The following is a 23,786-nucleotide window of genomic DNA, read 5'->3' on the forward strand; positions in this document are numbered from 1 at the left end:
TATGCAAAAAGCCCCGATCACCACCCACGTCCTTGATCTGCATCAGGGCCAGCCCGCTGCTGGCATCATCGTGGAGCTCTACTGCGCTGATGAACCCATTGCCGTAGCGAAGACCGATAGCGACGGACGCATCCAGAAATGGGACAACACCTTCGAGCTGATATCCGAACACTGGACCCTCGTATTCCGCTTGCTCCCCTGGTTCAAGCAAAGAGGAGAAGAGTGTTTTTTTCCAACAGCAACGCTGGAATTCAGTATTTCCGACTGCACACGTCATTACCATCTCCCATTGTTGCTGAGTCAATACGGCTACACCACCTACCGAGGAAGCTGAAAAGTCGAGTTGATATTTAGCAGCAATCATAAAGTTATCGGGAGGACGCCGAATTGAACCAGACACTATTGCGTAGCCGTATCATCCACTTTCGCGACGATGTGACCGGCTCCCCGGACACGGCACTGGAATACATCGAGGATGGCGTAATCGGCTTCGCCGACGGTCGCATCACCCTGCTCGAAGATGCACGCCGTGCCGAGAGACAGGGCCTGGACCTGAGCACTGCCGAGCACAGACCGGAGGCGCTGGTTACCAGTGGTTTTATTGATGCCCATGTGCACGCGCCCCAGCTTGGGGTGATGGGCAGCTACGGTGAAAAGCTGCTGGACTGGCTACACAAATACACCTTCCCCACGGAGCTGCAATTTGCCGATGAGCAAATTTCACAACAAAACGCCGAGTTTTTTATCGACGCCCTGCTCAACTGTGGCACCACCAGCGCCATGGTATTTACCACCAGTTTTGCCCACAGCACCGAGCACCTGTTCCAGGCCGCCGAACGCGCCGGAATGCGACTGATTGCTGGCAAAGTATTGATGGACCGCAATGCCCCCGACGGGCTACTGGATACCCCTGAACGCGCTCTGCACGAATCCGCAGCCCTGATTGAAAAATGGCATGGACGCGGGCGACTCGGCTACGCCGTCACCCCTCGCTTTGCCGGTACCTCCAGCCGCGCACAACTGAGTGTGGCGGGGCAGCTTTTGCGGGATTACCCTGACCTGTGGATGCAGACGCATCTGAGCGAAAACCTCGAAGAAATTGCCTGGACCGCGAGCCTTTTCCCCGAGGCCAGTGACTATCTGAACACTTACGAAAGGTTCGGCCTTCACGGTGCGCGCAGTATCTACGCCCACTGCATTCACTTAAGTGGATCCGAGCAGCAGCGTCTCGCAGATGCCGGCGCATCCGTCGCTTTCTGCCCTTCTTCCAACCTGTTTCTCGGCAGCGGCTTGCTGAAGCTGCAAAAACTGCGCGAACGCAACATTCCAGTGGCGCTGGCTACCGACGTGGGCGCCGGTACCAGTCTGTGCCAGCTGCGGAGCATGGGTGAGGCCTACAAGGTGTGCCAGCTGAGAGACTATCCCCTGTGCGCCGCAGACGCTTTCTACATGACCACACTCGGCGCCGCCCGCGCGCTACACCAGGAAAAACACATAGGCAACCTGATGCCTGGCAAGGAAGCAGACCTGTTACTGCTGAATGGCAACAGGGAACCACTACTGCGCGAACGACTGCGTCATTGCCGCAATATCCGCGAGGAACTGTTTGCCTATATGACGATAGGAGATGAACGCACTATCGAACGTACTTATGTAGCAGGCAAGCTGGCAAGAAAAGTCGAGGGGGTACATGCAGACCCTGGTCACCGAGCGCCCCAGGATAGGGCCTCCGCGGCGGCTCTCGCTGGCTAGATACCCAGTACCGGCACAGGCCTGTGTCTCCAACCAAAATAAAAAAGAGATCGCTGATGGAAACCCTGCTTTACGACTGGTTCAACCTGTTATTTCGCATGCTCCATGTCATTGCTGCCATCGCCTGGATAGGTGCATCCTTCTATTTCGTTTGGCTGGATAACAGCCTTGAAACACCAGACCGCGAGGGTAAGGCCCGGGGACTCGCCGGCGGCCTGTGGGCATTTCACGGTGGCGGCATCTACCAGGTCAGCAAATACAAGCTGGCGCCACCCGCCATGCCTGAGCGCCTGCACTGGTTCAAGTGGGAGGCTTATACCACCTGGATCAGTGGCGCGTTATTACTGACGCTGATGTACTACGGACGCGCAGATCTGTATCTGTGGCAACAGGGAAAATGGGCGGCCACGCCTACCGCGGCTATCGCGGCGAGCATACTGTATCTCGCCGCCGGTCTGCTCTGCTACGAACTTATGTTCCGCTTACTGCGCCCGTACAGCCGTCAACTATTCAGCGGACTATTACTTTTGTTGATCACTATGGCCTGCTGGTTGGCAAGCCAACTGTTTAGCGACCGTGCGGCATTCCTGCAAGTAGGCGCCTTGCTGGCCACCATCATGGCCGGCAATGTATTTTTCGGCATTATCCCTGCGCAGAAACGTTTTATTCGTGCGCTTGACGCCGGCGAGGAACCCGCTGAAGCGCCAATGCTGGCTGCCAAGCATCGCTCGGTGCACAACAACTATTTCACACTGCCTGTAGTGTTCTGCATGCTCAGCAACCACTACCCTTTTCTCTACGGCCACCACTTCAACTGGCTGGCGTTGATCGCTATCGTTGCCCTTGGGGCCTACGTCCGCCACTTTTTCAATCTCCGCCACCGTGGTCAGTTGCAGTTCCAGATCCCCGCGGTCGCAGCCGCGGGCTGCCTGCTATTGGCGCTGGGTCTGGTCCAGACTCAAAAAAACATCGGCGAGCCAAACGAAGCCACTGCAAGCACATCCTCCCGAGAACCCAATGGTTCCCCCATGCACCTGATAGAAACCCACTGCCAGGGCTGTCATTCCTCCACGCCCTCTCAGCCCGGCTTTAGTGCACCCCCAATGGGACTCGCGCTGGATACCCAACAGCAAGTTGAGGCTGCGCGAAATAGAATTCTGCCAACGCTACACAGCCAATATATGCCATTGGGCAATATCACCGGCATGAGTAACGGGGAACGTGCAGAATTGATCGCCGCACTCGAAAATGAAAAAAGCATGATGTTAACCGAAGACTGAAATCCAGCAGCGCACTCTTCTATAAAAATGCACCACAAACTGTCACATACGCACGTTAATGTGGCATCCAACACCTGCTTTATCCCATTTAGAAATTCCCCCTTGACCCGGGCGAAAAGCATTTTTAAAGTTGACCAACTGATCAGGTTAAAAATCTGATCAGTTCCCTTTATACAGTCCCAAATAAACTTCGCATTTGCCTGCGGATGAGTCGGTACCCGGGCAGAAGTGGAAGGCTTGCCCTCAAAGCGAGTGCACAGCCGACCAGCTGTAGTGGTAACCAGGCGGGAGCCCTAGTCGTCCACACAGTAAATTCTGTAACCACGCACTGGTGGTCCCGAAAATTTATCCTCAGGAAAATCGCAATGAACAAAAAACTAAGTGTTTTTGTATTATTAGCGGCATTGAGTCCGTGGGCGAATGCCGATGTAGAAAATGGAAACTTTGAAAACTGGACGAATGGCAGCCCGAACGGCTGGACTACGATCGATTCCGGCATTGACGTCAACCAGACGACGTCCAATGTATATAGCGGTAGTTCGGCTGCATCAGTAAGAGTGACAACCGGTACTCAGTCATCAACAGATCTCCGCCAGACCGTCAGTGTCAGTGCCGGCCAGACCTATAATTTCTCTGTATGGGTCCGACATACTGAGGGCAGCGTTGCCGCTCGACTTTATGTCAATGGCTACCGGGATTACACCAACTATTCACAGACCGGCCAGTGGCAGCAGCTCAGCTATAGTTTTACCGCCAGTGGCAGCGGCACTATCGAGGTAGGGCTGCGCTTTTACGATCGATCCGGATTCGACGGCTCGGAGGTAGTCTATGTGGACGCATTCGAGCCCACGAACACCAGTGGCGGAGGATCGAGCGGTGGCTCCAGCAGCGGCGGCTCTGGTAGCAGCAGCTCCAGTGGTGGCGGCAGTTACTACAATTCCGCAAATGGCCTGAGCGGCTACTCACTGAAAACCGCACTTTACAATATCATTCGCGGGCACAGCACCCGCAGCTACGGAGACCTGTGGGATTTCTATGCTAGCAGTGACCGGGACTATTACTACGAATACGATGGCTCCATCATAGATATCTACTCCGAGAATCCCGGCGGTAGTGATCCTTATAACTACACCGCAATCAATGACCAGTGTGGAAACTACAGCGGCGAAGGCGATTGTTACAACCGCGAGCATAGTTTCCCACGCGCCTGGTTTGGCGGCGCAGTAGCACCAATGAATACCGACGTGCACCACATTTTTGCATCCGATGGCTACGTCAACGCCATGCGTAACAGCTATCCTTTTGGCGAAGTGGCCACCACCAGTGCCATATCCAGCAATGGCAGCAAGCTCGGCAGCGGCCAGTCCAGCCAGGGCTATACCGGCACGGTGTTCGAGCCCATCGATAAATTCAAGGGAGACCTGGCCAGAGCGTATTTTTACATGGCAACGCGCTACCAGAATGTAATTGCCGGCTGGGAGAACAACAGCAGTTACGGCAACGCCATGCTCAATGGCTCCAGCAACCAGGTATTCGAGAACTGGGCGCTCCAGCTACTGATCGACTGGCACAACGCAGACCCGGTAAGCCAGTGGGAAATTGATCGCAACAATGCCGCCTACAACTTCCAGGGCAATCGCAATCCATTTATTGATCACCCGGAATATGTGCAGTCTATCTGGGGCCAGTAATACTTTTCACTGGAGGTTACCTACCTGACAAATCAAGGGCACCTCCTGTAATGGCTTGTCGGCGAAATTACTTCGCCGGCGAGCTTTCCCTAACTCCCCATAACGCACCATCAACTGTCATGTATGCACGTTAATGTGGCACCCAACACCTGCTTTCCCCCGTTTGAAAATTTACCCTTGACCCAGGTAGAAAGCATTTTTAAAGTTGACCGACTGATCAGGTTTAAATCCTTTTCAGTTCCTTTTTACAGTTCCAAATAAGCTTCGCATTTGCCTGCGGATGAATCCGTACCCGGGCAGAAGTGGAAAGTGTGCACCCATACGTTGTGAGCGTGCGCACTGACCAGCTGTAGTGGTAGCCAGGCGGGAGCCAAAGTAGTCCACGCAGTAAACTCTGCAACCGCTGACTGCTGGTCCCCGGAAACCGATTCTCAGGATAACTGCAATGAAGAAACATCTAAGTGTATTTTTACTTTTTGCGGCATTCGGCCAGCTGGCCAATGCCGATATGATAAACGGCGATTTTGAAGGCTGGACCAGCGGCAACCCGGATGGCTGGACAACGATCGATGCAGGCATCGAGGTCAGTCAGACAACGTCCGTAGTTTACAGCGGCAGCTCGGCGGCAGCGGTAAATGTATTGACCGGTACCCAGTCGTCAACGGATCTGCGCCAGGCGATCGCTGTTAGCGCCGGCCAGATCTATGAGTTTTCTGTCTGGGTATATCACACTGAGGGCCAGATCGCTGCGCGCCTCTATGTGAACGATTATCTCGATTACAGTGACTACTCACTGACCGACCAGTGGCAAAAGCTCAGCTACCGCTATACCGCCATTGCGGATGGGAACATCGAGGTAGGCTTACGCTTTTACGACCAATCCGGATTCGACGGCTCGGAAGTGGTCTATGTGGATGCTTTTGAATCGTCTCTTGGTGACGGAACGGGTGGTAGTTCCAGTAGTAGTTCCAGCAGCAGTAGCTCCGGGGGCAGCAGCTCCAGCAGCAGTAGCTCTGGGGGCAGTAGCAGCTCAAGTGGCAGTAGTTCGGGGGCAGGCAGCTCAAGCGGCGGTGGAAGCTACTACGATTCCGCCGCTGGTATGAGTGGCTATTCCCTTAAAACGGCCCTTTACAACATCATCCAGGGCCATAGCGAACGCAGTTACGGTGAATTGTGGAGTTTCTACGCGGCCACCGATCTGGATTATTACTTCGAGAACGATGGGTCCATTATTGATATCTACTCAGAAAACCCCAACGGCAGTGACTCCTACAATTACACGCCCGTAGTCAACCAATGTGGGAACTACCGTAGCGAAGGCGATTGCTACAACCGCGAACACAGCTTTCCACGCGCTTGGTTTGGCGGTGCCATAGCGCCAATGAATACCGACGTGCACCATATTTTCGCCTCCGATGGTTATGTCAACGCTATGCGCGGCAGTTACCCTTTTGGTGAAGTAGCCAGTATCAGTGCCATTTCCAGCAATGGCAGCAAACTTGGCAATGGGCAGTACAGCCAGGGATATACCGGTACAGTATTTGAACCCATTGATGCGTTCAAGGGAGACATCGCCAGGGCATATTTCTATATGGCCACTCGCTACCAGGATGTGATCGCGGACTGGGAAAACAATAGCGACTACGGTGACGCTATGCTGGATGGATCCAGCGACCAGGTTTTTGAATGCTGGGCCATTCGTTTATTGATCGACTGGCACAACGCCGATCCGGTAAGCCCGTGGGAAATGGACCGGAATGAAGCAGCCTATTATTTCCAGGGTAATCGCAATCCATTTATTGATCACCCTGAGTATGTGTGGGCGATTTGGGGAAGCGATCATCCCTATACGCATCACAAGAAGAAAAAACACAAAACAAATTGCCTGCAGCCTCAGGCAAAGGTTCACAGGCAAAAAAAATGGAAAATATAAAGTTACCCGCGATTCAGATTTGGAATCTGATCCGCTCAACTAGTACAGCCACCACGTAACTTTATATTCGTCTGTCAGTGATTCCCCACGCGGGCAGCAGTACCGGCGTCAATCGCCGTGGGGAATCCAGATATTCTTGACCCGGCAGGCCTCGCGCAGAAAGTGTCGTCCTTCGCCCTCATCACGGGAAAACCAATCGGGGAATTTCCCGCGGTTTACCCAGGTGTGAGCAAGGGACGGCGCCGAGGCCTGTTCAACCCGCACGCTGCCCTCAGCACTACCGAAATACCAGACACCATCTACCTGCTTGTGAGCGGCGAGAACCTCTACCAAGTCATCGCGGGCACCAGTGACAATATTGACCACACCGGCGGGGATACCGGAAGACTCCAGTAACAGTGTGAGCATGCGCTGGTAGTCCGCCCTGCTCGGGGCGTTCCTTTCAGACGCAACCAGCACCACGCGATTACCCACAGCCAGCGCCGGTGCCAACAGGGCAACCGGAGCCAGCAGTGGCAGATGATCCGGGCAGCCAACAGCAATCACCCCGACGGCTTCATTGACCGCAAGTGCCGCGCCGGACCGCTCGTACTGGCGCACTGCACCGTCGTATTTGTCAGCCCAGGCGGCATAGGAGAACAGACGCTCAACGCTTGCGTCAATTTCTCGCCTTGCGGCCTCCTCGGAAACCCCAGTGAATTGTGCAAGATACCAGCAGAATTCCTCTTTCCGCTCACTCAGGTTTTCCGCCATATGGTTGAGAACCCGCGCGCGGCTGAAACCGCTGTCGCGAGTCCAGTCTCCAGCCCTCACGGCCGCACTCACTGCGCGGGGAATATCTGCCTGGTGGCCACCTTCAATACGGACAATGGGTGGCAAGTCTCCAATTGATGCGGTACGGGTCGCCTTTGTGGATGGCGCACTGTTTAAGGCCATATCGCCCCGGGAAAATTCAATCGGGGATCGCAGAGCTTTTTCTACCGTCTCGCGACCACTGCCCAGATCAAATGGATTACTGTCGTTAATCCAGACAGTAGCCGCATTAAGCTGTGAGGCCACATCTAACGCGCGGTTGATGTTTTCCGACCAAATGCTGGCCGCCATGCTGCGGCCACTGCCGTCGGCGAGTTCCAGCGCCTCGGAAAGCAGGCGGAAACCGGTCACGCTCAATAACAGCCCGAAATCATCTCCGCTGACAAAGGCTTCATTCCGCTGGACAATGCTCGCTAAGCTGGCGGGATCGATATTGGCCCCCAGATCCGTATTGGCATCCAATGGATTTCCCGTGCGCAGTTTTCCCACACGCGCGTGGATTTTATCCAGCGCCCGAGATTCAACCCCTTCCTGTAGCAGCAGTTGCACACCGGCCCCACAGGGTTCGACTCGATTGCACAGAACGGTTTCCACCAGTTCCTCGACGGCACTATCCAGATCCGCATCTTCGAAAATAATAAATGGAAGTTTGCGGTCAAGGTTCAGGTTCAACGTTTTGCCGGTACCGGCGGTGCGACTGCGTATATCACTCCCCACAGCGATGGAGCCGGTAAAATCGATCTGGTCGACATTGGGATGATCCACTAGATATTCACCCGTTGCGGCGCCGCCGGTAACAATATTGACCACCCCCGGCGGCAGGCCGATTTCCTCGCACAGACCAGCAAACAATAGCGCGCTGAGGCTGGTATGCAGCGACGGCTTCAGCACGATGCAATTGCCAGCCGCCAAAGCAGGAGCCATTTTTTGTACGGCCGACAACAACGGATAACCCGAGGCAACGATCAGTCCCGAGACGCCTAATGCGCTCCGCCCGGGGAACTCCACGTCAAATAACTGTGCCCGTCCCGTTTGGTGATGGAAGTGGCGAATGGCGAGGGGAATATCAAATTCGCTGCTTTCGCGGATCGGCTTGCCGCTGTCGAGGGATTCCAGAACAGCAAATTCCCCTGCGCGCTTCTGCAATTCCTGCGTGAGCGCGTAAAGATAGCGAGCGCGACCATGGCCGCCGAGTTTTTCCCAGGCGGGCTGTGCGGTCCGTGCGGCCTTGACCGCGATGTCCACATCGCCGCTGCCGGCAACCGCAATCTTTGCCAGAAGTTTTCCGTTGACCGGATTGACACTGTCCAGCGTTTCCGCCGACGTAACCCACTGACCACTGATAAACAGCCCGAAGCCGTCCCGGCGATTTTCCAGCCAGCTATCGACTTTCAGCGTACTCTCAGGAGCGGGACCATAGTTCATAGTGTTAAAAATTTCCGCGACCTGCATTAAGTTGGCCTCCACTGTGTTGACCTTCGGCTATTAATAGCCTGCGTGCGGACTGCTGGATTGCACCGCGCCATCCCCCTGCGACAGCTGTCGCTCGATATCCCCAAGCAGACTGGAGGCACCAAAGCGGAACAACATCGGCGTTAACCAGTCGTCACCCAACTCCTCTTTCACCAGCACCAGAAAATTGAGGGCGTCTTTCGCCGTGGAGATACCGCCAGCGGGTTTGAAACCAACACGGTAGCCAGTCAGCGCTTCATAGTCCCGAATGGCCCGCAGCATCACCAGGCTCACCGGCAACGTCGCATTGGTGGACTCCATACCGGTGGAGGTTTTGATAAAGTCGCTGCCGGCCATCATGGCTACCATGGATGCCCTGGCAATATTGTTGAGGTTGTCCAGCTCGCCGGTGGAAAGAATGGTTTTCATGCGCGCACTGCCACAGGCCGTGCGAAAGGTCCGCACCTCGCTATAAAGGGATTCCCAATCGCCGTTCAGCACAAGGGCGCGGGTAATCACAATATCGATCTCTCGTGCACCGGCAGCTACCGATGCAACGATTTCTGCAACGCGGGTTTCCATGGGTGCGAGGCCCGCGGGAAAACCGGTAGACACGGCGGCTACGGGAATGCCGCTGCCTTCCAGCGCAGCTACCGCCGTTTCCACCATCTGGTGGTAGACGCAGACCGCTCCGGTGGTGAGCTGCAACGATTCAACATCCAGCGCCTTTTGCAACGCAGGCGCCAGTGGTGCGCGCGCTTTGGCACAGAGCCGGCGCACTTTACCCGGCGTATCCTGACCGGACAGGGTAGTCAAATCAATACAGCTAATTGCTTTCAATAGCCACGCGGTTTGCCAGCTATCTTTCAGTGTCCGTCGCGCAGCCAATGACGCGATTCGACGCTCAACCGCTCTTCGGTTTACACGGATATCCGCCAGCCAATCGGGAATATACGGAACACCCGGATTGGCGAGATGCTCCTGTTCAGAGACGGGCTCCATCCTCTGATTCATCAGTTTTCCCATCCGTCCGGATTCAGTTGTGGGTAACAAGAGTTGCCGTTATCAAGAGCAGGCAGCTGGAAATGTTCGGCAAGCGTCTGGCCGATATCCGCAAAACTGTGTCGCCGCCCAAGGCTCCCCGCAGTGACGCCAGGACCAAAGAAGAGCGCGGGAATATGCTCCCGGGTGTGATCGCTGCCGGGCATAGTGGTATCGCATCCGTGATCGGCGGTAATTACCGCGATATCGCCGGGGCGAAGTATCGCCAGCAGTTCCGGTATACGGCGGTCCATTTCCTCCAGCGCGGCAGCGTAACCGGGTAAATCGCGGCGGTGACCATAGAGAGTGTCGAAATCGACAAAGTTGGTGAACACCAGTGTCGGTTTTTGCGGGCGTTCACGGGCTGCATCAAGTGTTGCATCGAATAAAGCCATATTGCCGTGCGCCTTGATACAGCGCCCTATTCCCCGCCCGGCAAAAATATCGTTGATTTTGCCAACCGCCACCACTTCGCCACCGTTTTCCTGCAGGCAATCCAACAACGTGGCGCCGTGTGGCGGTGTCGTGTAATCGCGACGGTTACCCGTGCGCACAAAGGTGTCGGCACTATCGCCGACAAAAGGCCGCGCGATCACCCGACCGACATTCAGTGGATCCACCAATGCACGGGCAGCCTTACACAATGCCAGCAGGCGATCCAGACCAAAATGCACTTCATGGGCAGCGATCTGCAATACCGAATCCGCCGAGGTATAGACAATCGGCATACCACTGCGAACATGCTCTTCACCCAATTCCCGTAGAATCGTCGTGCCGGAAGCATGGCAGTTGCCAAGGATACCGGGCAAACGACCGCGGCGGATAAGCTCATCAGTCAGTGACACAGGGAAAGCGGGAACGGTATTGGGAAAACACGTCCAGTCGAATGTTACCGGCAGCCCGGCGATTTCCCAGTGGCCGCTGGGCGTATCCTTGCCGGCACTGATCTCGGCGCAATATCCATAACCGCCGACAACCGACGAGGGTAGCTCAAGGCCTTCGGCAATGTTACCACTACTCTCTTTCAGGGCGTGCCCCAACCCGAGTCGCAGCATGTTGGGAATGCTCAACGGACCTCGACGCAGCCCTTCCCGGTCGCCCTGCCCGCGGCTGCAACCCATCGCGATATGCCCGAGAGTATTAGCGCCGGCATCACCAAAATGATCGGCGTCGGCGGTTGCGCCGATGCCGAGGGAGTCCATCACCAGAATAAACGCACGCGGGATACTCTCTGCTGCATTGGACTCATTCCCGGCAAGTTGCGTCTCCGACATATCAGTTTTTCTCGCACCCGCCAAACCGTTGCAGAATCACAGGGTGCGGTTTCACATCGACTCCTGTGTCCAGATCATCCAGGCTGAATGCCTGATGCAAGCGTTTGCGGGCTCTTTCCGCATCCACTTCGGTGGCGGCATGGATCATCGCCAGAGGTGTGTCTGCACTCACGGTGTCGCCCGGTGCACGGATTGCACTCAGGCCCACTCGATGGTCGACCGGATCGCAGGCGCGACGACGACCGCCTCCGAGCTCTACCACCGTGTTGCCAACTGCACGCACGTCGATTTCAGTAATTACGCCCGGAACTTGTGGATACACGGGCACAACGACCGGCGCGGCAGTCAGGTGTTTGTCCGGCCGGTCCAGCAAGTCTGCCGGGCCACCCAGCTCCACCACCATATTGGAGAAATACTCGCAGGCTGCACCGGTGTCCAGGGTCCGCTCCATCATGGCAGCCCCATCGTGAAGCCGATCAACACGACCACTCAATTGCAACAACTCCGCCCCGAGGCCAATGACCACCTCGTGCAGACGCGGATCGCGGAAGTCTCCGCGGAGATAGTCAATTACCTCCCGAACTTCCAGGGCATTGCCAGCGGTAGGGCCAAGCACCTGAGACATATCGGTAATGAGTGCGGAGATCGGCAATCCCAAACCCTTACCCACTTCAACGATACTAGTGGCGAGTTCTACCGCCATTGGGAAATTGTCTGCAAAGGCCCCACTGCCGGTTTTGATATCCATTACGAGGCTGTCGAGCCCGGCCGAAAGTTTTTTGGAAAGGATAGAAGCAGTAATCAGTGGAACGGACTCCACCGTAGCCGTGACGTCGCGGATACCATAAAGGCGCTTATCTGCGGGCGCCAGTTCCGCGGTCTGCCCGACTATGGCACAACCTGCTCGCTTGACCACCTGCTGAAAAGTGGGGATATCCGGGCTCGTATTGTAACCGGGGATACTATCCATTTTATCCAGGGTTCCTCCGGTATGACCAAGGCCACGGCCAGATATCATCGGCACAAAAGTACCGCAGGCAGCGAGCATCGGCGCCAGCATCAGACTAACTTTATCGCCCACGCCTCCAGAAGAATGCTTGTCGACAACAGGCCCAGGAAGGTCAAGCGCGGACCAGCCGAGAGTGGTTCCAGAGCCCTGCAGCGCCCGGGTTAACGCTACGGCTTCAGATCGCTCCAGGCCCTGAAAAAAAACCGCCATTGCCAGCGCAGCCACCTGGCCTTCGGTGATATTTTCATCCATCATACCTTCAATAAAAAATTCGATTTCTCTTGTAGAGAGACACTTGCCTTCACGTTTTTCGTGGATGATTTCCTGGGCCAGCATTATCGTGTAATCCCTTCGTATTGCGATTTAACTTCAGCGCTTATGAATCAGAGCATCATAAGTCAATCCTAACCAACTGGTCTACTTTTTGCAGATCCAAATAGTTACCTGGCGTCGGTTTTTGGTGTTTTCGACACGCTGCCAAACCGCCAATAGTTGACCAAAAGGTCAACTTACAATAAGATTAAAAAGGCGCCCGGGAGTAAGCTTTAACAACCAGGGCTTTGATCCTCTAGCTCTAAAGAAGAAAATAAAGGGGCAATACAGCTCCAGCAGGCACACATATGAGTTTGATCGGGATGATTGCCCTGGTAGTAATTGCAGTCCTGTTTTCGGAAAACCGCAAAGCTATCCAGCCGCGCACCGTTGGTGCGGCCTTCGCTATCCAAGCCGGCTTCGCCGCCCTCGTGCTCTACGTCCCCGCCGGTCAAGCTGCCCTGGCTTCCGTATCCGAGGGAGTACAGCATGTAATCGATTATGGCGATGCAGGTATTAATTTCCTGTTCGGCGAAATCGGTAAGAAAAAGCTCGGGTTTATCTTTGCCTTTCACGTGCTTCCCGTTTTGGTTTTTTTCTCCTCACTGGTAGCCGTGCTCTACTATCTGGGCATCATGCAAAAGATAATCGGTGTTATAGGCACTTTCTTTCACCGGATACTGGGAACAGGCCACTCCGAGTCTCTTTCTGCCACCGCCAATATTTTTGTCAGCCAGACAGAAGCGCCTTTGATTATCCGCCCCTATATCGCTGGAATGACCCGTTCAGAACTGTTTGCCGTAATGGTGGGTGGTATGGCTTCCATCGCTGGCTCACTCCTGGTGGGTTACGCCAATATGGGAGTGGACTTGAAGTACCTGATTGCGGCCAGCTTTATGGCCGCACCCGGTGGTCTGCTGATGGCGAAGCTTATGGTTCCGGAGGAAGAAAGCCTGCGGCAAGCAAACCTGGAAGTTGACTTTGATGAAGGCGAACGTCCAGCCAATGTCATCGATGCCGCCGCCAGTGGCGCATTGAGCGGCATGCAGCTTGCGCTCAATATTGGCGCAATGCTGATCGCCTTTATCGCACTGATCGCAATGATTAATGGCGCCATCGGCGGTATTTTCAGCTGGTTCGGGCTACCCGAGGTAACCCTGCAGGGCATTCTCGGCACAGTTTTCTCGCCCATCGCCTATTTACTGGGTGTCCCCTGGCCCGAAAGCATGGTATCTGGCAGTCTGATTGGACAGAAGTTGGTACTCAATGAGTTCGTCGCCTACGCGGATTTCGTCGAACACAAGGAGGCGCTTTCCCCTCATGCTCAGGTGGTAGTGACCTTTGCCTTGTGCGGCTTCGCGAATTTTTCCTCGATCGCCATATTACTGGGCGGCCTCGGCAGTCTGGCGCCGTCGCGCCGCGCTGAAATCGCCCACATGGGGCTAAAGGCGGTTCTCGCGGGCACCCTCGCCAACCTGATGAGCGCGGCACTGGCCGGGTTCTTTATCTCTCTTTGATGCCAGCAATAATATGCACAACCACACACAAGATATCTCGCCAGACCTTTCGCAAGATAGCTCCCCTATTGTCGAAAAGGCACTGCAAGGATTCCCTACCCATCTTTGTATAGAGCTGGAACGGGTTATTGGTGGTGGCGGTATTGTGCCGGCGGACCTGGTACAGCACATCTGCAAAGAGCTGGATAGTGATACCGAAAGCCTGATGCTAAGGCTGATTCCGCTGGCTGCCGCCTACGCTGAGGCACCGGTATCAGGCTATTACGTGGGTGCAGTCGTTCGCGGCCAACGACAAAACGCAAATGGGTACGCAGCACTGTATCTTGGCGCCAATATGGAATTTCCCCAGCGAGCCCTATGTCACAGCCTGCACGCCGAGCAGGCCGCGGTGGCCAATGCGTGGAAAAATCGCGAACCAGATATCACCAGCATCGCTGTTTCTGCACCACCCTGCGGGCATTGCCGTCAGTTTTTATACGAACTTTACGGACCCAATTCGCTCAAAGTCATCTTTCCCGACGGCACAGAAGGAAATTGCCGGGAAACAAGCATTACCGAACTTCTTCCGGGCGCGTTCGGTCCCGCAGACCTGGGGCACAAGGGCGGTATGATGGCAGTAAACACTACCCCATCACCACTTGAGCTTGAGTTCGGTGCAATCGACGCATTGATTCTCAAGGCTCTGGAAGCTGCAAGCTATTCTTACGCCCCCTATACCAAAAACTATGCAGGCTGCGCACTACTGATGCACGACGGCTCGATCTTTTCGGGTAGCTACGCGGAAAACGCGGCGCACAACCCTGGACTTTCACCGTTACACGCTGCACTGTCGAATATGCGAATGGCTTGCGACCCGAGAACTACAGCCGGCAATCTGCACAAGATTGTCCGCTGCGTACTGGTTGAGACAGCAGCCGATATCAGCCAACGAGAACTGGTAGCCACCCTACTCTCGTCAATTGCGCCAAACCTTGTACCAGAGTATTACCCATCCCGAGCAATCGACGGCGCAACTGATCCGCTCGATAGATTTGAATAAAGGCCAAGAAACAGGGGATCGTGAAATGAACGAAAATTTTATCCTGATCGACCACCCATTGATCCAGCACAAGCTGACGATCATGCGCGATCGAGGCACAACGGCTGGAAAATTCCGTCTACTGCTGAAGGAAATCAGCCTGCTGATGGGCTACGAGGCAACGCGGGACCTGCCAATCACCAGTAAAAATATCGAAACCCCGTTGGAGGAGATGGATGCTCCGACACTGTCAGGTAAGAAACTCTGCCTGTTCTCCATTTTACGTGCTGGCGATGGACTGCTATCCGGGTTGCTGGAACTGGTTCCATCCGCCCGGGTTGGCCATATCGGCCTTTATCGGGACAGCAAGACACTGGAAGCGGTGGAGTATTTCTTCAAGGCACCCAAGCAACTGTCCAATCGTTTATGCCTGGTGGTTGACCCGATGCTAGCCACTGGTCACTCTGCCTGTGCCGCTTTGGACAAGATCAAGGAGCATGGGGCCAAGAATATCCGCTTTATTTGCCTGCTGGCATCCCCGGAAGGGCTGTCCCTGCTGGCTGAAAAACATCCCGATGTAACAGTATATGCGGCCGCTCTGGACAGGGAACTCAACGACAAAGGGTATATCCTTCCGGGCATTGGTGATGCGGGGGATCGCCTGTTTGGCACTGGCAAATAGCGGTCCCTCCGTCGCTTGTGAGAGAATCACCCGCAACCAGTTTTTTGTATGACCGAATTATTTATGTCCGATAACAAAAAGCCAGGCACCACAAGGAAGTCAGGCATTCGCGAAGCCAACACCCGCCAGATCATCGCCGCGGCGGAAGCACTGTTTTCAGAAAAAGGATTTAATGGAACCTCAACCCAGGAAATCGCTGATCGAGCTGGCCTGCCCAAGGCCAACGTGCATTACTATTTCAAGACCAAGCAGGATCTCTATAGCGTAGTACTGCAGGACATCCTGCAAGGCTGGCAAAAAGACGCGGAAATTTTCCAGCGCTCTTCAGACCCCGAAGAAGTCCTGCGCTCCTATATCCGAGCCAAAATGGAGCATTCGTTTACCCGCCCCAAGGGTTCCAAAATGTGGGCCATGGAGGTTATCCAGGGCGGTCCGGTCATGGGTAAAGAGATCCGTAAGGCACTGGTTTCCTGGGATGACACGGTGCTACAGCGGATCCAGACCTGGATCGACGAGGGTAAAATCCAGGCCGTCAGCCCACAGAGCATGCTCAATATGATCTGGGCCACAACCCAATATTACGCGGATTATGACTATCAGATCCGGATTTTGAATGACAACAAGCGTCTGACTGTGGCACAGCGGGAAGAGGCCATAGAAGATGTGAGCCGGATGATCTTGCATGGAGTATTACAATAGCGGCGTTCCTGCGCCGCTATTTCAGCTCAACGTTTCCATATCCTCGACCGCAGCTTCGAGCACATCCAACGCCAGCGCCACATCCCCGGCATCAACGGACTCATCCGGGTGATGACTGATCCCTGCTGCGCAGCGTAAAAACAGCATCCCCACATCGGTCGCCGCTGCCATGGCCATGGCATCGTGGCCTGCGCCGCTTGGCAGGGAAAAATCCTGCTGCCCACAGTGCACCAGCGCACGGCTGCCGGCTTCGCGCAATCGCGGAGCGCAGGCCACCGCCGGTGCACGGTGAATTTCACGGTACTCCATAGCCACCTGCGAGCGATCACACAGGGACTCAATACCTTCGATGATTTTTGCCAGGGCGCAGTCACGAACCAGGTCTTCACCACTGCGGATGTCCAGAGTGAATTCACAGCGGCCGGGAATCACATTGACTGATCCCGGTTGCGCTTCGATCTTGCCAACGGTTGCCACAACGCCACAGCGGCGCGCGACAGCATCCACAAGCTGCACCGCACCCGCCGCTGCCAGCAGCGCGTCCTGGCGCATGGTCATCGGCACGGTGCCCGCGTGCCCGGCGCGCCCCTGCAGGGTAAACTGCAGGCGCCGCGCACCGGCGATGGCCGTCACCACCCCCAGTGCCAGGTCGCGCTCTTCCAGCACCGGCCCCTGTTCGATATGTAGTTCCCAGTAGCCCAACAGCAATTCCCCGGCACGGGAGGCTGTAGCAACCATTGTTGGGTCCAGACCGAAAGCGGTAAAAGCCTCGGCCATGGAAACCCCATCGGCATCACGCAATTCCAGCAACCCCGGATCCCACTGGCCGGCAACGGCGCGGCTACCCAGCAGCGTGGCGCCAAAGCGGCTGCCTTCCTCATCCGCAAAACCAACCACATCAATGTGAAACGGAAAACGTTTGCCGCGGTGGTGAAAGCGCGACACTACCTCAATGGCAGCCAGCACACCGAGAATACCGTCGTAGCGACCAGCACCCGGCACCGTATCCAGGTGAGAACCCAACACCAGGGTTTGCCCATCCGCATCGCTGCCGGCGTAGTGCCCCCAGCAGTTGCCCGCGGCATCGGTGCGGGTTTCCATTCCCGCCTCATACATCCACTGCATTACCTGCTGATTGCAGCGGCGGTGCTCATCCGTCAGATAAGTGCGACAGATAGAACCCTCGGTGGCACTGATGGCCGCGAGCAGATCGCAGCGCTGCAACAGACGCTCGGCGCTCACGAGGCCTCCGCAAAATCGTCGAGCTGCTGTAACAGCGCCGTCTTTTCCGCCTCGGGGAGAAAGCTGGCTTCAAAGCCGTTACGCAGTAACTGCAGGGCCTGGCTACGATTGAGATTCAGCGCGCGGTGCATAGCGATAAAGTTATCGTTCATGTAGCCGCCGAAATAGGTGGGATCATCGGAATTGACGGTTACCATCAACCCGCGCTCAAGCAGCTGCAAAATATTGTGCTGCTTCATTTCCGAAAACACGCACAGACGCACATTGGACAGCGGGCAGACCGTCAGCGGAACGCCGCGCTCGCGCAGCCATTCCACCAGCGCGTCGTCTTCCACACAGCGAACACCATGGTCGATGCGTTCTACCTGTAAATCCTGCAGCGCGGAATAAATAAAGGCGGGCGGACCCTCTTCGCCTGCGTGCGCGGTAAGACGGTAACCGCGCTCGCGGGCGCGACGATAGAGCTCGGTAAACTTTTGCGGTGGGTTACCCTGCTCACTGCTGGCGAGACCGATGGCAACGAAATCGTCCCGATATGCTTCCGCCTGATCCAGCACGGCCAGCGCCTCAGACTCCGGCAGGTGACGCAGAAAACTCAAAATCAGCTGTACAGACTGGCCCCAGCTGCTGCGGGCCTCAGCGATGGCGCGCTTGAAACCGGCCATAAATACCGGAAAGTCGATACCGTTTGGCAGGTAGGTCTGCGGCTCGATCATGATTTCGGTGTGGACAATATTGTTCTGCCGGCAACGCTGCAGATAGTCCATCATCAAATGGTAGAAGTCCTCCTCATCCCGCAGCACCGAGGCACCCAGATAGTAGAGGTCGAGAAAGCTTTGCAGGTTTTCAAAGCGATAGGCGGCCTCGATCTCTGCCAGGGATTTATAGGGCAGCTGCACACGGTTTTTCTCCGCCAGCTGCAACAGGCGGCCAGCCTCCAGAGTGCCGTCCAGGTGCAGATGCAGTTCTGCCTTCGGGGCTGCGCGGAGCCAGTCTTCAAAATTGTTGTTTTCTCTCACCATTTTTTCCAATATCCGGACACCCACAGGAGCCTGCTAGCAAGCGCTGCAACTCCCGGGATGAAATGTTCGCCTGCAAGCAAAGCAGGCTCTTACGATTTGAATATATCCAATGCAGCCGCAATGGAATCGCCGCTATTGATAGCGACCCGGTTCAGAATCAGCACCTGCTCCAGGCAGGCCAGTGTCTGCAGAACCGCGTCTTTGCGCGCATTGTAGCCCATGGTACCGATACGCCAGATGCGCCCGTGCAGCGGACCAAAAGAGGTGCCGATCTCGATGGCAAAATCCTGTAGCAACTGTGCGCGGATTTTTTCCCCATCCACACCTTCCGGAATATATACCCCCACCACATTGTTCATGCGATAACGCGAATCCCCGAAGAGTTTGAGCCCCATGGCTTCAAGGCCAGCGGCCATCGCAGCACCGGCACGGCGATGACGGGCGATTACGTTTTCTCCGCCCTCCTCCAGACACAGGCGCGCGCATTCCCGAGCTGCGTAAAGCATACTGGTGGCTTCGGTATGATGATTGAGCCGCTCCTCGCCCCAGTAATCCATGATCATCGCCAGATCGAAATAATTGGAGCCGATACGCTCGCCGGCGGCATCGCGATGGTGGCTCGCTCGTATACCCGCTTCCACGTGACGGCGGCTGTTGATCCGCGCTACCGCATCGTCGTTAAGCGTAATTGGCGCGATGCCAGACGGGCCACCCAGGCATTTCTGTAGACCGGCGGAGACGACGGAAATACCCCAGTTATCGGTCAGAAACGGATTGCCGCCGATGGACGCTGTGGCATCGCAATAGGTAAGCACCCCTTTTTCCCGGCACAACTGGCCGATGTCTGCCAGCGGCTGACACATGGTAGTGGAGGTATCCCCCTGCACCAGTGCCACCAGATCCGGTTTCACCCTGTCGATGGCCGCAGCCATCTGTTCCGGTTCCGCCACCCGGCCCCACTCAAAATCAATACAGTGCACCTCGGCTCCGGCCCGCTCGGCAATTTCCCGCAGCAGCAGGCCGAAGCGCCCGAACACCGGTACCAGCACCCGCTCACCGGGCTTCAACAGTGATACCAGTGCCGCCTCGATACCTCCGCGGGCGGTGCTGTCTACCATGAAAGTCCAGCGGTTTTCGGTCTGGAAAACACCGCGGTAGAGGTCCATGGTCTCGTTCATGCAATGGGTCATGGACGGGTCGAACTGCCCCACCAGCTGCTGCGACATGGCCCGCAGCACCCTCGGATCACAGCTGATGGGACCGGGCCCCATCAGCAGCCGGGGCGGGGGAACAAAAGGTTTCATATTCACTTTGTCTGATTCCTGCATCACCGTGTACTCACCCAATGGCCGCCTGGTAGATCATCCGTGTACCACTCAAAAAAAGGAAAATCGCAAAAACCCGCTTCAGCGCTGCGCCGTTAAGACGCGAGCCCAGCCAAACCCCGACCGGAGCCAGAGCCACCGACAGCGGTACAATCAATGCAAAGCCCGGCAGGTTGATAAAGCCGTAGGTCGCTTCCGGCGCATCCGCCGGAGTTTCCCCCAACAGCAACATCAACAGCGCACCGGGCAGCGCGATCACAAAACCCAGTGCCGCAGCGGTGCCCACTGCGCGGTGCGCTGGTGTATTGAACGCGGTCAACAGCGGTACTCCCAAGGTACCGGCACCAATGCCCATCACCGATGACAGCAAGCCGATCACGGCGGCCATTCCCCGTTGCGCTGGACGCCCGGGCAGGCGCTCAGCCAGCGCTGTGGCATTGGCCCGCAACAACATATTCAGTGCCACCAGCAGCGCCACCGCACCAAAAATCCCCGAGGCCAACACACCTCCGCCATGGGTCGCCAGCAACACACCACCGATAACCCCCACGGCAACAAACGGTGCCCAGCGCTTCAGGATTTCTGCATCCACATTTCCGTGCTGGTGATGCGCGCGCACTGAAGACAGACTGGTGGCGACAATAATCAATAGCGAAGTGCCGGTTGCCACAGACATGGCCGTGGCTGCTCCAACGCCCAGCCACTGAAAGACGAAAAACAGCACCGGCACAATCACTATACCGCCGCCAACGCCGATCAGCCCGGCCAACAGTCCCGCGACAACGCCGGTGAATACCAGTGCGACAATCACTGGTAGCCATTGAATAAGAGTTTCCGCAAACATCAAACTATCCGCTTTTAATCCAGGGTTTCACACAGAGCCAGGCCGTCGCTGCGCGGATCTGTCGCGCATTCGACGCGGCCGTTGGCATCAATATAAATACCCCCGGCATGGCCCATCATTTCAATATGCTGCGGTACTGGCCGTATCTCGTGTCCCAGATCCGCAAGCTGTGAACCGATACGCTCATAGAGCGCCTGCTCCATTTTCAGGTCCATGGATGTCTCACCCCAGGTACGCCCCAACAGCCAGCGGCCTTCGGCAATGGCATCTGCCAGTGGCAGCCCCTGATAGAAACGGCGCGCGAATACGGCCGCCTGGGTCTGCGGCTGCCCTTCTCCGCCCATGGTGCCGTAGGCGACGCGGCCGCCATCGGCAAAACTCGCCATCGCCGGATTCAGGGTATGGAAAGGTTTTTTACCCGGCGCCATGAAATTGCGTGAAGCGGGGTCGCGGGAAAACCCCAGGCCGCGGTTATTCCACACCAGACCCAGTTCCGGCAAAACCACACCGGAACCAAATTCCCAATACACACTCTGGATAAAACTTACCAGGGTACCGTCTCCGTCCAGTGCCCCCATCCATACGGTATCGCCGGGTTCCGCCACTTTGCCCCACGGGCGCGCACGATCTGCGCGGATATTCGCGGCCAGCTGACGGATATGTTCCGGCTGCAACAAATGCTCCCACTGATCGCTCAGGCTGGCCGGGTCTGCCACTTCGCGATCGCGTACCAGGAACGCCTGCTTGGTGGCTTCGATCAGGTGATGCACCCGCTGCAACTCGTCCCAGTCCTCCTGGTATAACTGATCGTAAATGGCAAGAATCAGCAGCGAAGCGACGCCCTGGGTAGGTGCCCCAAGATTGAACAGCTGAGCGAAAGAGGTTTTTACCGAAAGTGGCGATTGCAGATCCGCACGGCAATCGTGGAAGTCCGTTGCCCGTAAGGGACTTCCAGCGGATTCCAGAGCCGCAGCCATTTCCTCCGCCAGGGAGCCGCGATAAAAACTGTCCAGCCCCTCTGCCGCCAGTCGCTCGAAAAGTACTGCCAGGCGAGGGTTACGCAGCCGAGCGCCAACAGCAGGCAGCTTTCCGTCGGGGTAGTAAAGCTGTTGAATATCCTCGCACCCCTCTGCCTCACATTTTTGCAGCGCAGCAACCAGACTTTCGGTTACTTCTATCCCCTCTTCACAACCGCGGCGCGCCTCGGCAAAGAGCGTTTGCAACGGCCGCAACTCGGTAAACTGCCCTATATAGTCACGTGCGGCCTGCCAACCGGCGACGGTACCGGCAGAGGTGAATGCGGCAGCGGCACCGCGGCTGGGCGGTGTTGACTGTGGATCGATGGCTGCAGCCGCACAGCCGGCAGCATCGATGGCCATAGGCGCTTCTCCCTCGCGCTGGATCAGCCAGAAGCCATCACCACCAAGGCTGTTCATATGGGGGTAGTGCACGGCAATAGCAGCCGCTGCGGCCACCATTGCGTCCACGGCGGAACCACCGTTGCGCAGAATGTCCATTCCCGCTTCTGTTGCTTTGAAATGCGGTGCGGTAAAGGCAATGTTTGTCATGAATAACTTCCGACTGTTTTTCTTGTCTCGCAGCCTCACCGCGGGTGCGGCACGAGCTTTCGCCCTGCTGCAGGCTGCAACATCTGAGCCAAATTCCTGTCCGATTGGTTAATTTTTTAAATCACTCGAAAATACAACACTATGGCCATAACTACACGCTGTAGTGCCGCCTTAGCGCAACCGCCTCTTGCGCACCATAACAAAGCGACTGCAGGGATTTTTGCACAACCATATTGCACGAAATGGTGGCAATCACAGATGCATGGCGATGGCAAAGGTCACGCTTCGGCCTCTCCAGAAAAAATAAAACCTATCTAGTTGGTCAGCTTTTTGCATTATTCTCAGAAACCGCAGTAATGTGCAACTGGAGCCATCTATGGACACAGCTTACCCCCGCGACCTGATCGGGTACGGAGCCGAACCACCTCAAGTTCGCTGGCCGGGCAATGCCCGTATCGCGGTGCAGTTTGTGATCAACTACGAAGAAGGCGCCGAAAACTGCGTGTTACATGGTGATGAGCACTCCGAAACCTTCCTCTCGGAAATCATCGGTGCCCGGGCTTTTCCCATGCGTCATATGAGTATGGAATCCCTGTACGAGTACGGCAGTCGCGCAGGCTTCTGGCGGCTGTGGCGACTGTTCCGGGGATTTGGGTTTCCGGTCACAGTTTACGGTGTTGCGATGGCGTTAGAGCGCAACCCGCAAGCGGTAGAAGCAATGTTGAAGGCGGAATGGGAAATCGCCAGCCACGGCTACCGCTGGATCGACCACCAGTTTATGCACGAGGAAGAAGAGCGCGAACAAATTGCACGGGCGATAGAAATACACCAGCAGGTAACCGGCAGCCGTCCGCTGGGCTGGTATACCGGCCGCGACAGTCCCAACACCCGCCGGCTGATCCAGGAGCAAGGTGGCTTTCTGTACGACTCTGATTCCTATGCTGACGACCTGCCCTACTGGACCGAGGGGCCGCGCGGGCCACATCTGGTGATTCCCTACACGCTCGACAGCAACGATATGCGGTTCACCACCGCGCAGGGATTCCACACTGGCGAGCAATTTTTCACTTATCTGAAGGATTCTTTCGACACACTCTACGAGGAGGGCGCCAGCCTCCCCCGGATGCTAAACATCGGGTTGCACTGCCGCATCATCGGCCGCCCGGGCCGTCTTCAGGGACTCAAACGTTTCCTGCAATACATCTCGGGAAAATCCGGTGTCTGGGTATGCCGGCGGGAAGACATCGCCCGGCACTGGCACAAGCACCACCATCCAGAAAAACAAGACAATTAAACAACCCAGGAGAGTACC

Annotated in this window: 19 protein-coding genes; 10 read left to right on the top strand and 9 right to left on the bottom strand. The window is 56.1% G+C overall.

Going from position 1 to position 23,786, the window contains the following annotated elements:
• The first annotated feature begins 1 nt into the window (after nucleotide 1).
• From uraH to LC093_RS04220, 5 genes are all read left to right on the top strand, one after another.
• On the top strand, nucleotides 2-334 hold the full coding sequence (gene uraH / locus LC093_RS04200) for a hydroxyisourate hydrolase (protein WP_226662523.1): 333 nt from the start codon (nucleotides 2-4) through the stop codon (nucleotides 332-334).
• 53 nt (nucleotides 335-387) lie between these two features.
• The gene (gene guaD / locus LC093_RS04205; protein ID WP_226662525.1) at nucleotides 388-1,752 is read left to right on the top strand and encodes a guanine deaminase; all 1,365 of its coding nucleotides are present in this window, start codon (nucleotides 388-390) and stop codon (nucleotides 1,750-1,752) included.
• Nucleotides 1,753-1,808: 56 nt separating this feature from the next.
• A complete protein-coding gene (locus LC093_RS04210) occupies nucleotides 1,809-3,032 on the top strand; it encodes a urate hydroxylase PuuD (RefSeq protein WP_226662529.1) in 1,224 nt (407 codons plus the stop codon).
• A gap of 365 nt (nucleotides 3,033-3,397) precedes the next feature.
• Complete coding sequence (locus LC093_RS04215) at nucleotides 3,398-4,723, top strand: endonuclease (RefSeq protein ID WP_226662531.1); 1,326 nt, start codon at nucleotides 3,398-3,400, stop codon at nucleotides 4,721-4,723.
• Nucleotides 4,724-5,168: 445 nt separating this feature from the next.
• Nucleotides 5,169-6,656 (top strand): endonuclease, encoded by a 1,488-nt coding sequence (locus tag LC093_RS04220; protein WP_226662534.1) that lies wholly within the window; start codon nucleotides 5,169-5,171, stop codon nucleotides 6,654-6,656.
• A gap of 108 nt (nucleotides 6,657-6,764) precedes the next feature.
• Here LC093_RS04220 and LC093_RS04225 read toward each other — a convergent pair whose 3' ends face one another.
• From LC093_RS04225 to deoA, 4 genes are read right to left on the bottom strand one after another with little or no spacing between them, the layout of a single operon-like run.
• Complete coding sequence (locus LC093_RS04225) at nucleotides 6,765-8,894, bottom strand: aldehyde dehydrogenase family protein (RefSeq protein ID WP_226662538.1); 2,130 nt, start codon at nucleotides 8,892-8,894, stop codon at nucleotides 6,765-6,767.
• Nucleotides 8,895-8,954: 60 nt separating this feature from the next.
• Nucleotides 8,955-9,935 (bottom strand): deoxyribose-phosphate aldolase, encoded by a 981-nt coding sequence (deoC, locus tag LC093_RS04230; protein ID WP_226662541.1) that lies wholly within the window; start codon nucleotides 9,933-9,935, stop codon nucleotides 8,955-8,957.
• Complete coding sequence (locus tag LC093_RS04235) at nucleotides 9,935-11,236, bottom strand: phosphopentomutase (RefSeq protein ID WP_226662544.1); 1,302 nt, start codon at nucleotides 11,234-11,236, stop codon at nucleotides 9,935-9,937. The genes deoC and LC093_RS04235 overlap by 1 nt, the downstream gene beginning before the upstream one ends.
• A gap of 1 nt (nucleotide 11,237) precedes the next feature.
• Complete coding sequence (gene deoA / locus LC093_RS04240) at nucleotides 11,238-12,581, bottom strand: thymidine phosphorylase (RefSeq protein WP_226662547.1); 1,344 nt, start codon at nucleotides 12,579-12,581, stop codon at nucleotides 11,238-11,240.
• A gap of 284 nt (nucleotides 12,582-12,865) precedes the next feature.
• Between deoA and LC093_RS04245 the strand changes: the two genes are divergently transcribed.
• The 4 genes from LC093_RS04245 (at nucleotide 12,866) to LC093_RS04260 (ending at nucleotide 16,473) form a co-directional block, all read left to right on the top strand.
• Nucleotides 12,866-14,074, top strand: a complete 1,209-nt coding sequence (locus LC093_RS04245; RefSeq protein ID WP_226662550.1) for a NupC/NupG family nucleoside CNT transporter — start codon at nucleotides 12,866-12,868, stop codon at nucleotides 14,072-14,074.
• Between the two features lie 13 nt (nucleotides 14,075-14,087).
• On the top strand, nucleotides 14,088-15,113 hold the full coding sequence (gene cdd / locus LC093_RS04250) for a cytidine deaminase (RefSeq protein WP_226662554.1): 1,026 nt from the start codon (nucleotides 14,088-14,090) through the stop codon (nucleotides 15,111-15,113).
• Nucleotides 15,114-15,138: 25 nt separating this feature from the next.
• Nucleotides 15,139-15,774 (top strand): uracil phosphoribosyltransferase, encoded by a 636-nt coding sequence (upp, locus tag LC093_RS04255; RefSeq protein WP_226662559.1) that lies wholly within the window; start codon nucleotides 15,139-15,141, stop codon nucleotides 15,772-15,774.
• 63 nt (nucleotides 15,775-15,837) lie between these two features.
• Entirely contained in the window at nucleotides 15,838-16,473 is a 636-nt protein-coding gene (locus LC093_RS04260) for a TetR/AcrR family transcriptional regulator (RefSeq protein ID WP_226662561.1), read from the top strand.
• A 21-nt stretch (nucleotides 16,474-16,494) separates the two neighbouring features.
• On the opposite strand, the gene LC093_RS04265 is transcribed toward LC093_RS04260, so the two are convergent.
• From LC093_RS04265 to LC093_RS04285, 5 genes are all read right to left on the bottom strand, one after another.
• Nucleotides 16,495-17,715, bottom strand: a complete 1,221-nt coding sequence (locus tag LC093_RS04265) for an allantoate amidohydrolase (protein ID WP_226662564.1) — start codon at nucleotides 17,713-17,715, stop codon at nucleotides 16,495-16,497.
• Nucleotides 17,712-18,737 carry an adenosine deaminase gene (locus tag LC093_RS04270; protein WP_226662568.1) on the bottom strand — a complete coding sequence of 342 codons (1,026 nt, stop codon included), beginning with the start codon at nucleotides 18,735-18,737 and terminating at the stop codon, nucleotides 17,712-17,714. The genes LC093_RS04265 and LC093_RS04270 overlap by 4 nt, the downstream gene beginning before the upstream one ends.
• Before the next feature lie 89 nt (nucleotides 18,738-18,826).
• Nucleotides 18,827-20,041, bottom strand: coding sequence for a pyridoxal-phosphate-dependent aminotransferase family protein (locus LC093_RS04275; RefSeq protein WP_226662892.1), 1,215 nt, complete (start codon nucleotides 20,039-20,041; stop codon nucleotides 18,827-18,829).
• 34 nt (nucleotides 20,042-20,075) lie between these two features.
• A complete protein-coding gene (locus LC093_RS04280; protein ID WP_226662570.1) occupies nucleotides 20,076-20,906 on the bottom strand; it encodes a sulfite exporter TauE/SafE family protein in 831 nt (276 codons plus the stop codon).
• Nucleotides 20,907-20,920: 14 nt separating this feature from the next.
• A complete protein-coding gene (locus LC093_RS04285; RefSeq protein ID WP_226662573.1) occupies nucleotides 20,921-22,474 on the bottom strand; it encodes a gamma-glutamyltransferase family protein in 1,554 nt (517 codons plus the stop codon).
• Between the two features lie 376 nt (nucleotides 22,475-22,850).
• Here LC093_RS04285 and puuE point away from each other — a divergent pair, with 376 nt between their 5' ends.
• Complete coding sequence (gene puuE, locus LC093_RS04290; protein WP_226662575.1) at nucleotides 22,851-23,768, top strand: allantoinase PuuE; 918 nt, start codon at nucleotides 22,851-22,853, stop codon at nucleotides 23,766-23,768.
• Nucleotides 23,769-23,786 lie beyond the last annotated feature (18 nt).

The sequence above is a fragment of the Microbulbifer aggregans genome (assembly GCF_020524005.1).
Taxonomy (GTDB): Bacteria; Pseudomonadota; Gammaproteobacteria; order Pseudomonadales; family Cellvibrionaceae; genus Microbulbifer; species Microbulbifer aggregans_A.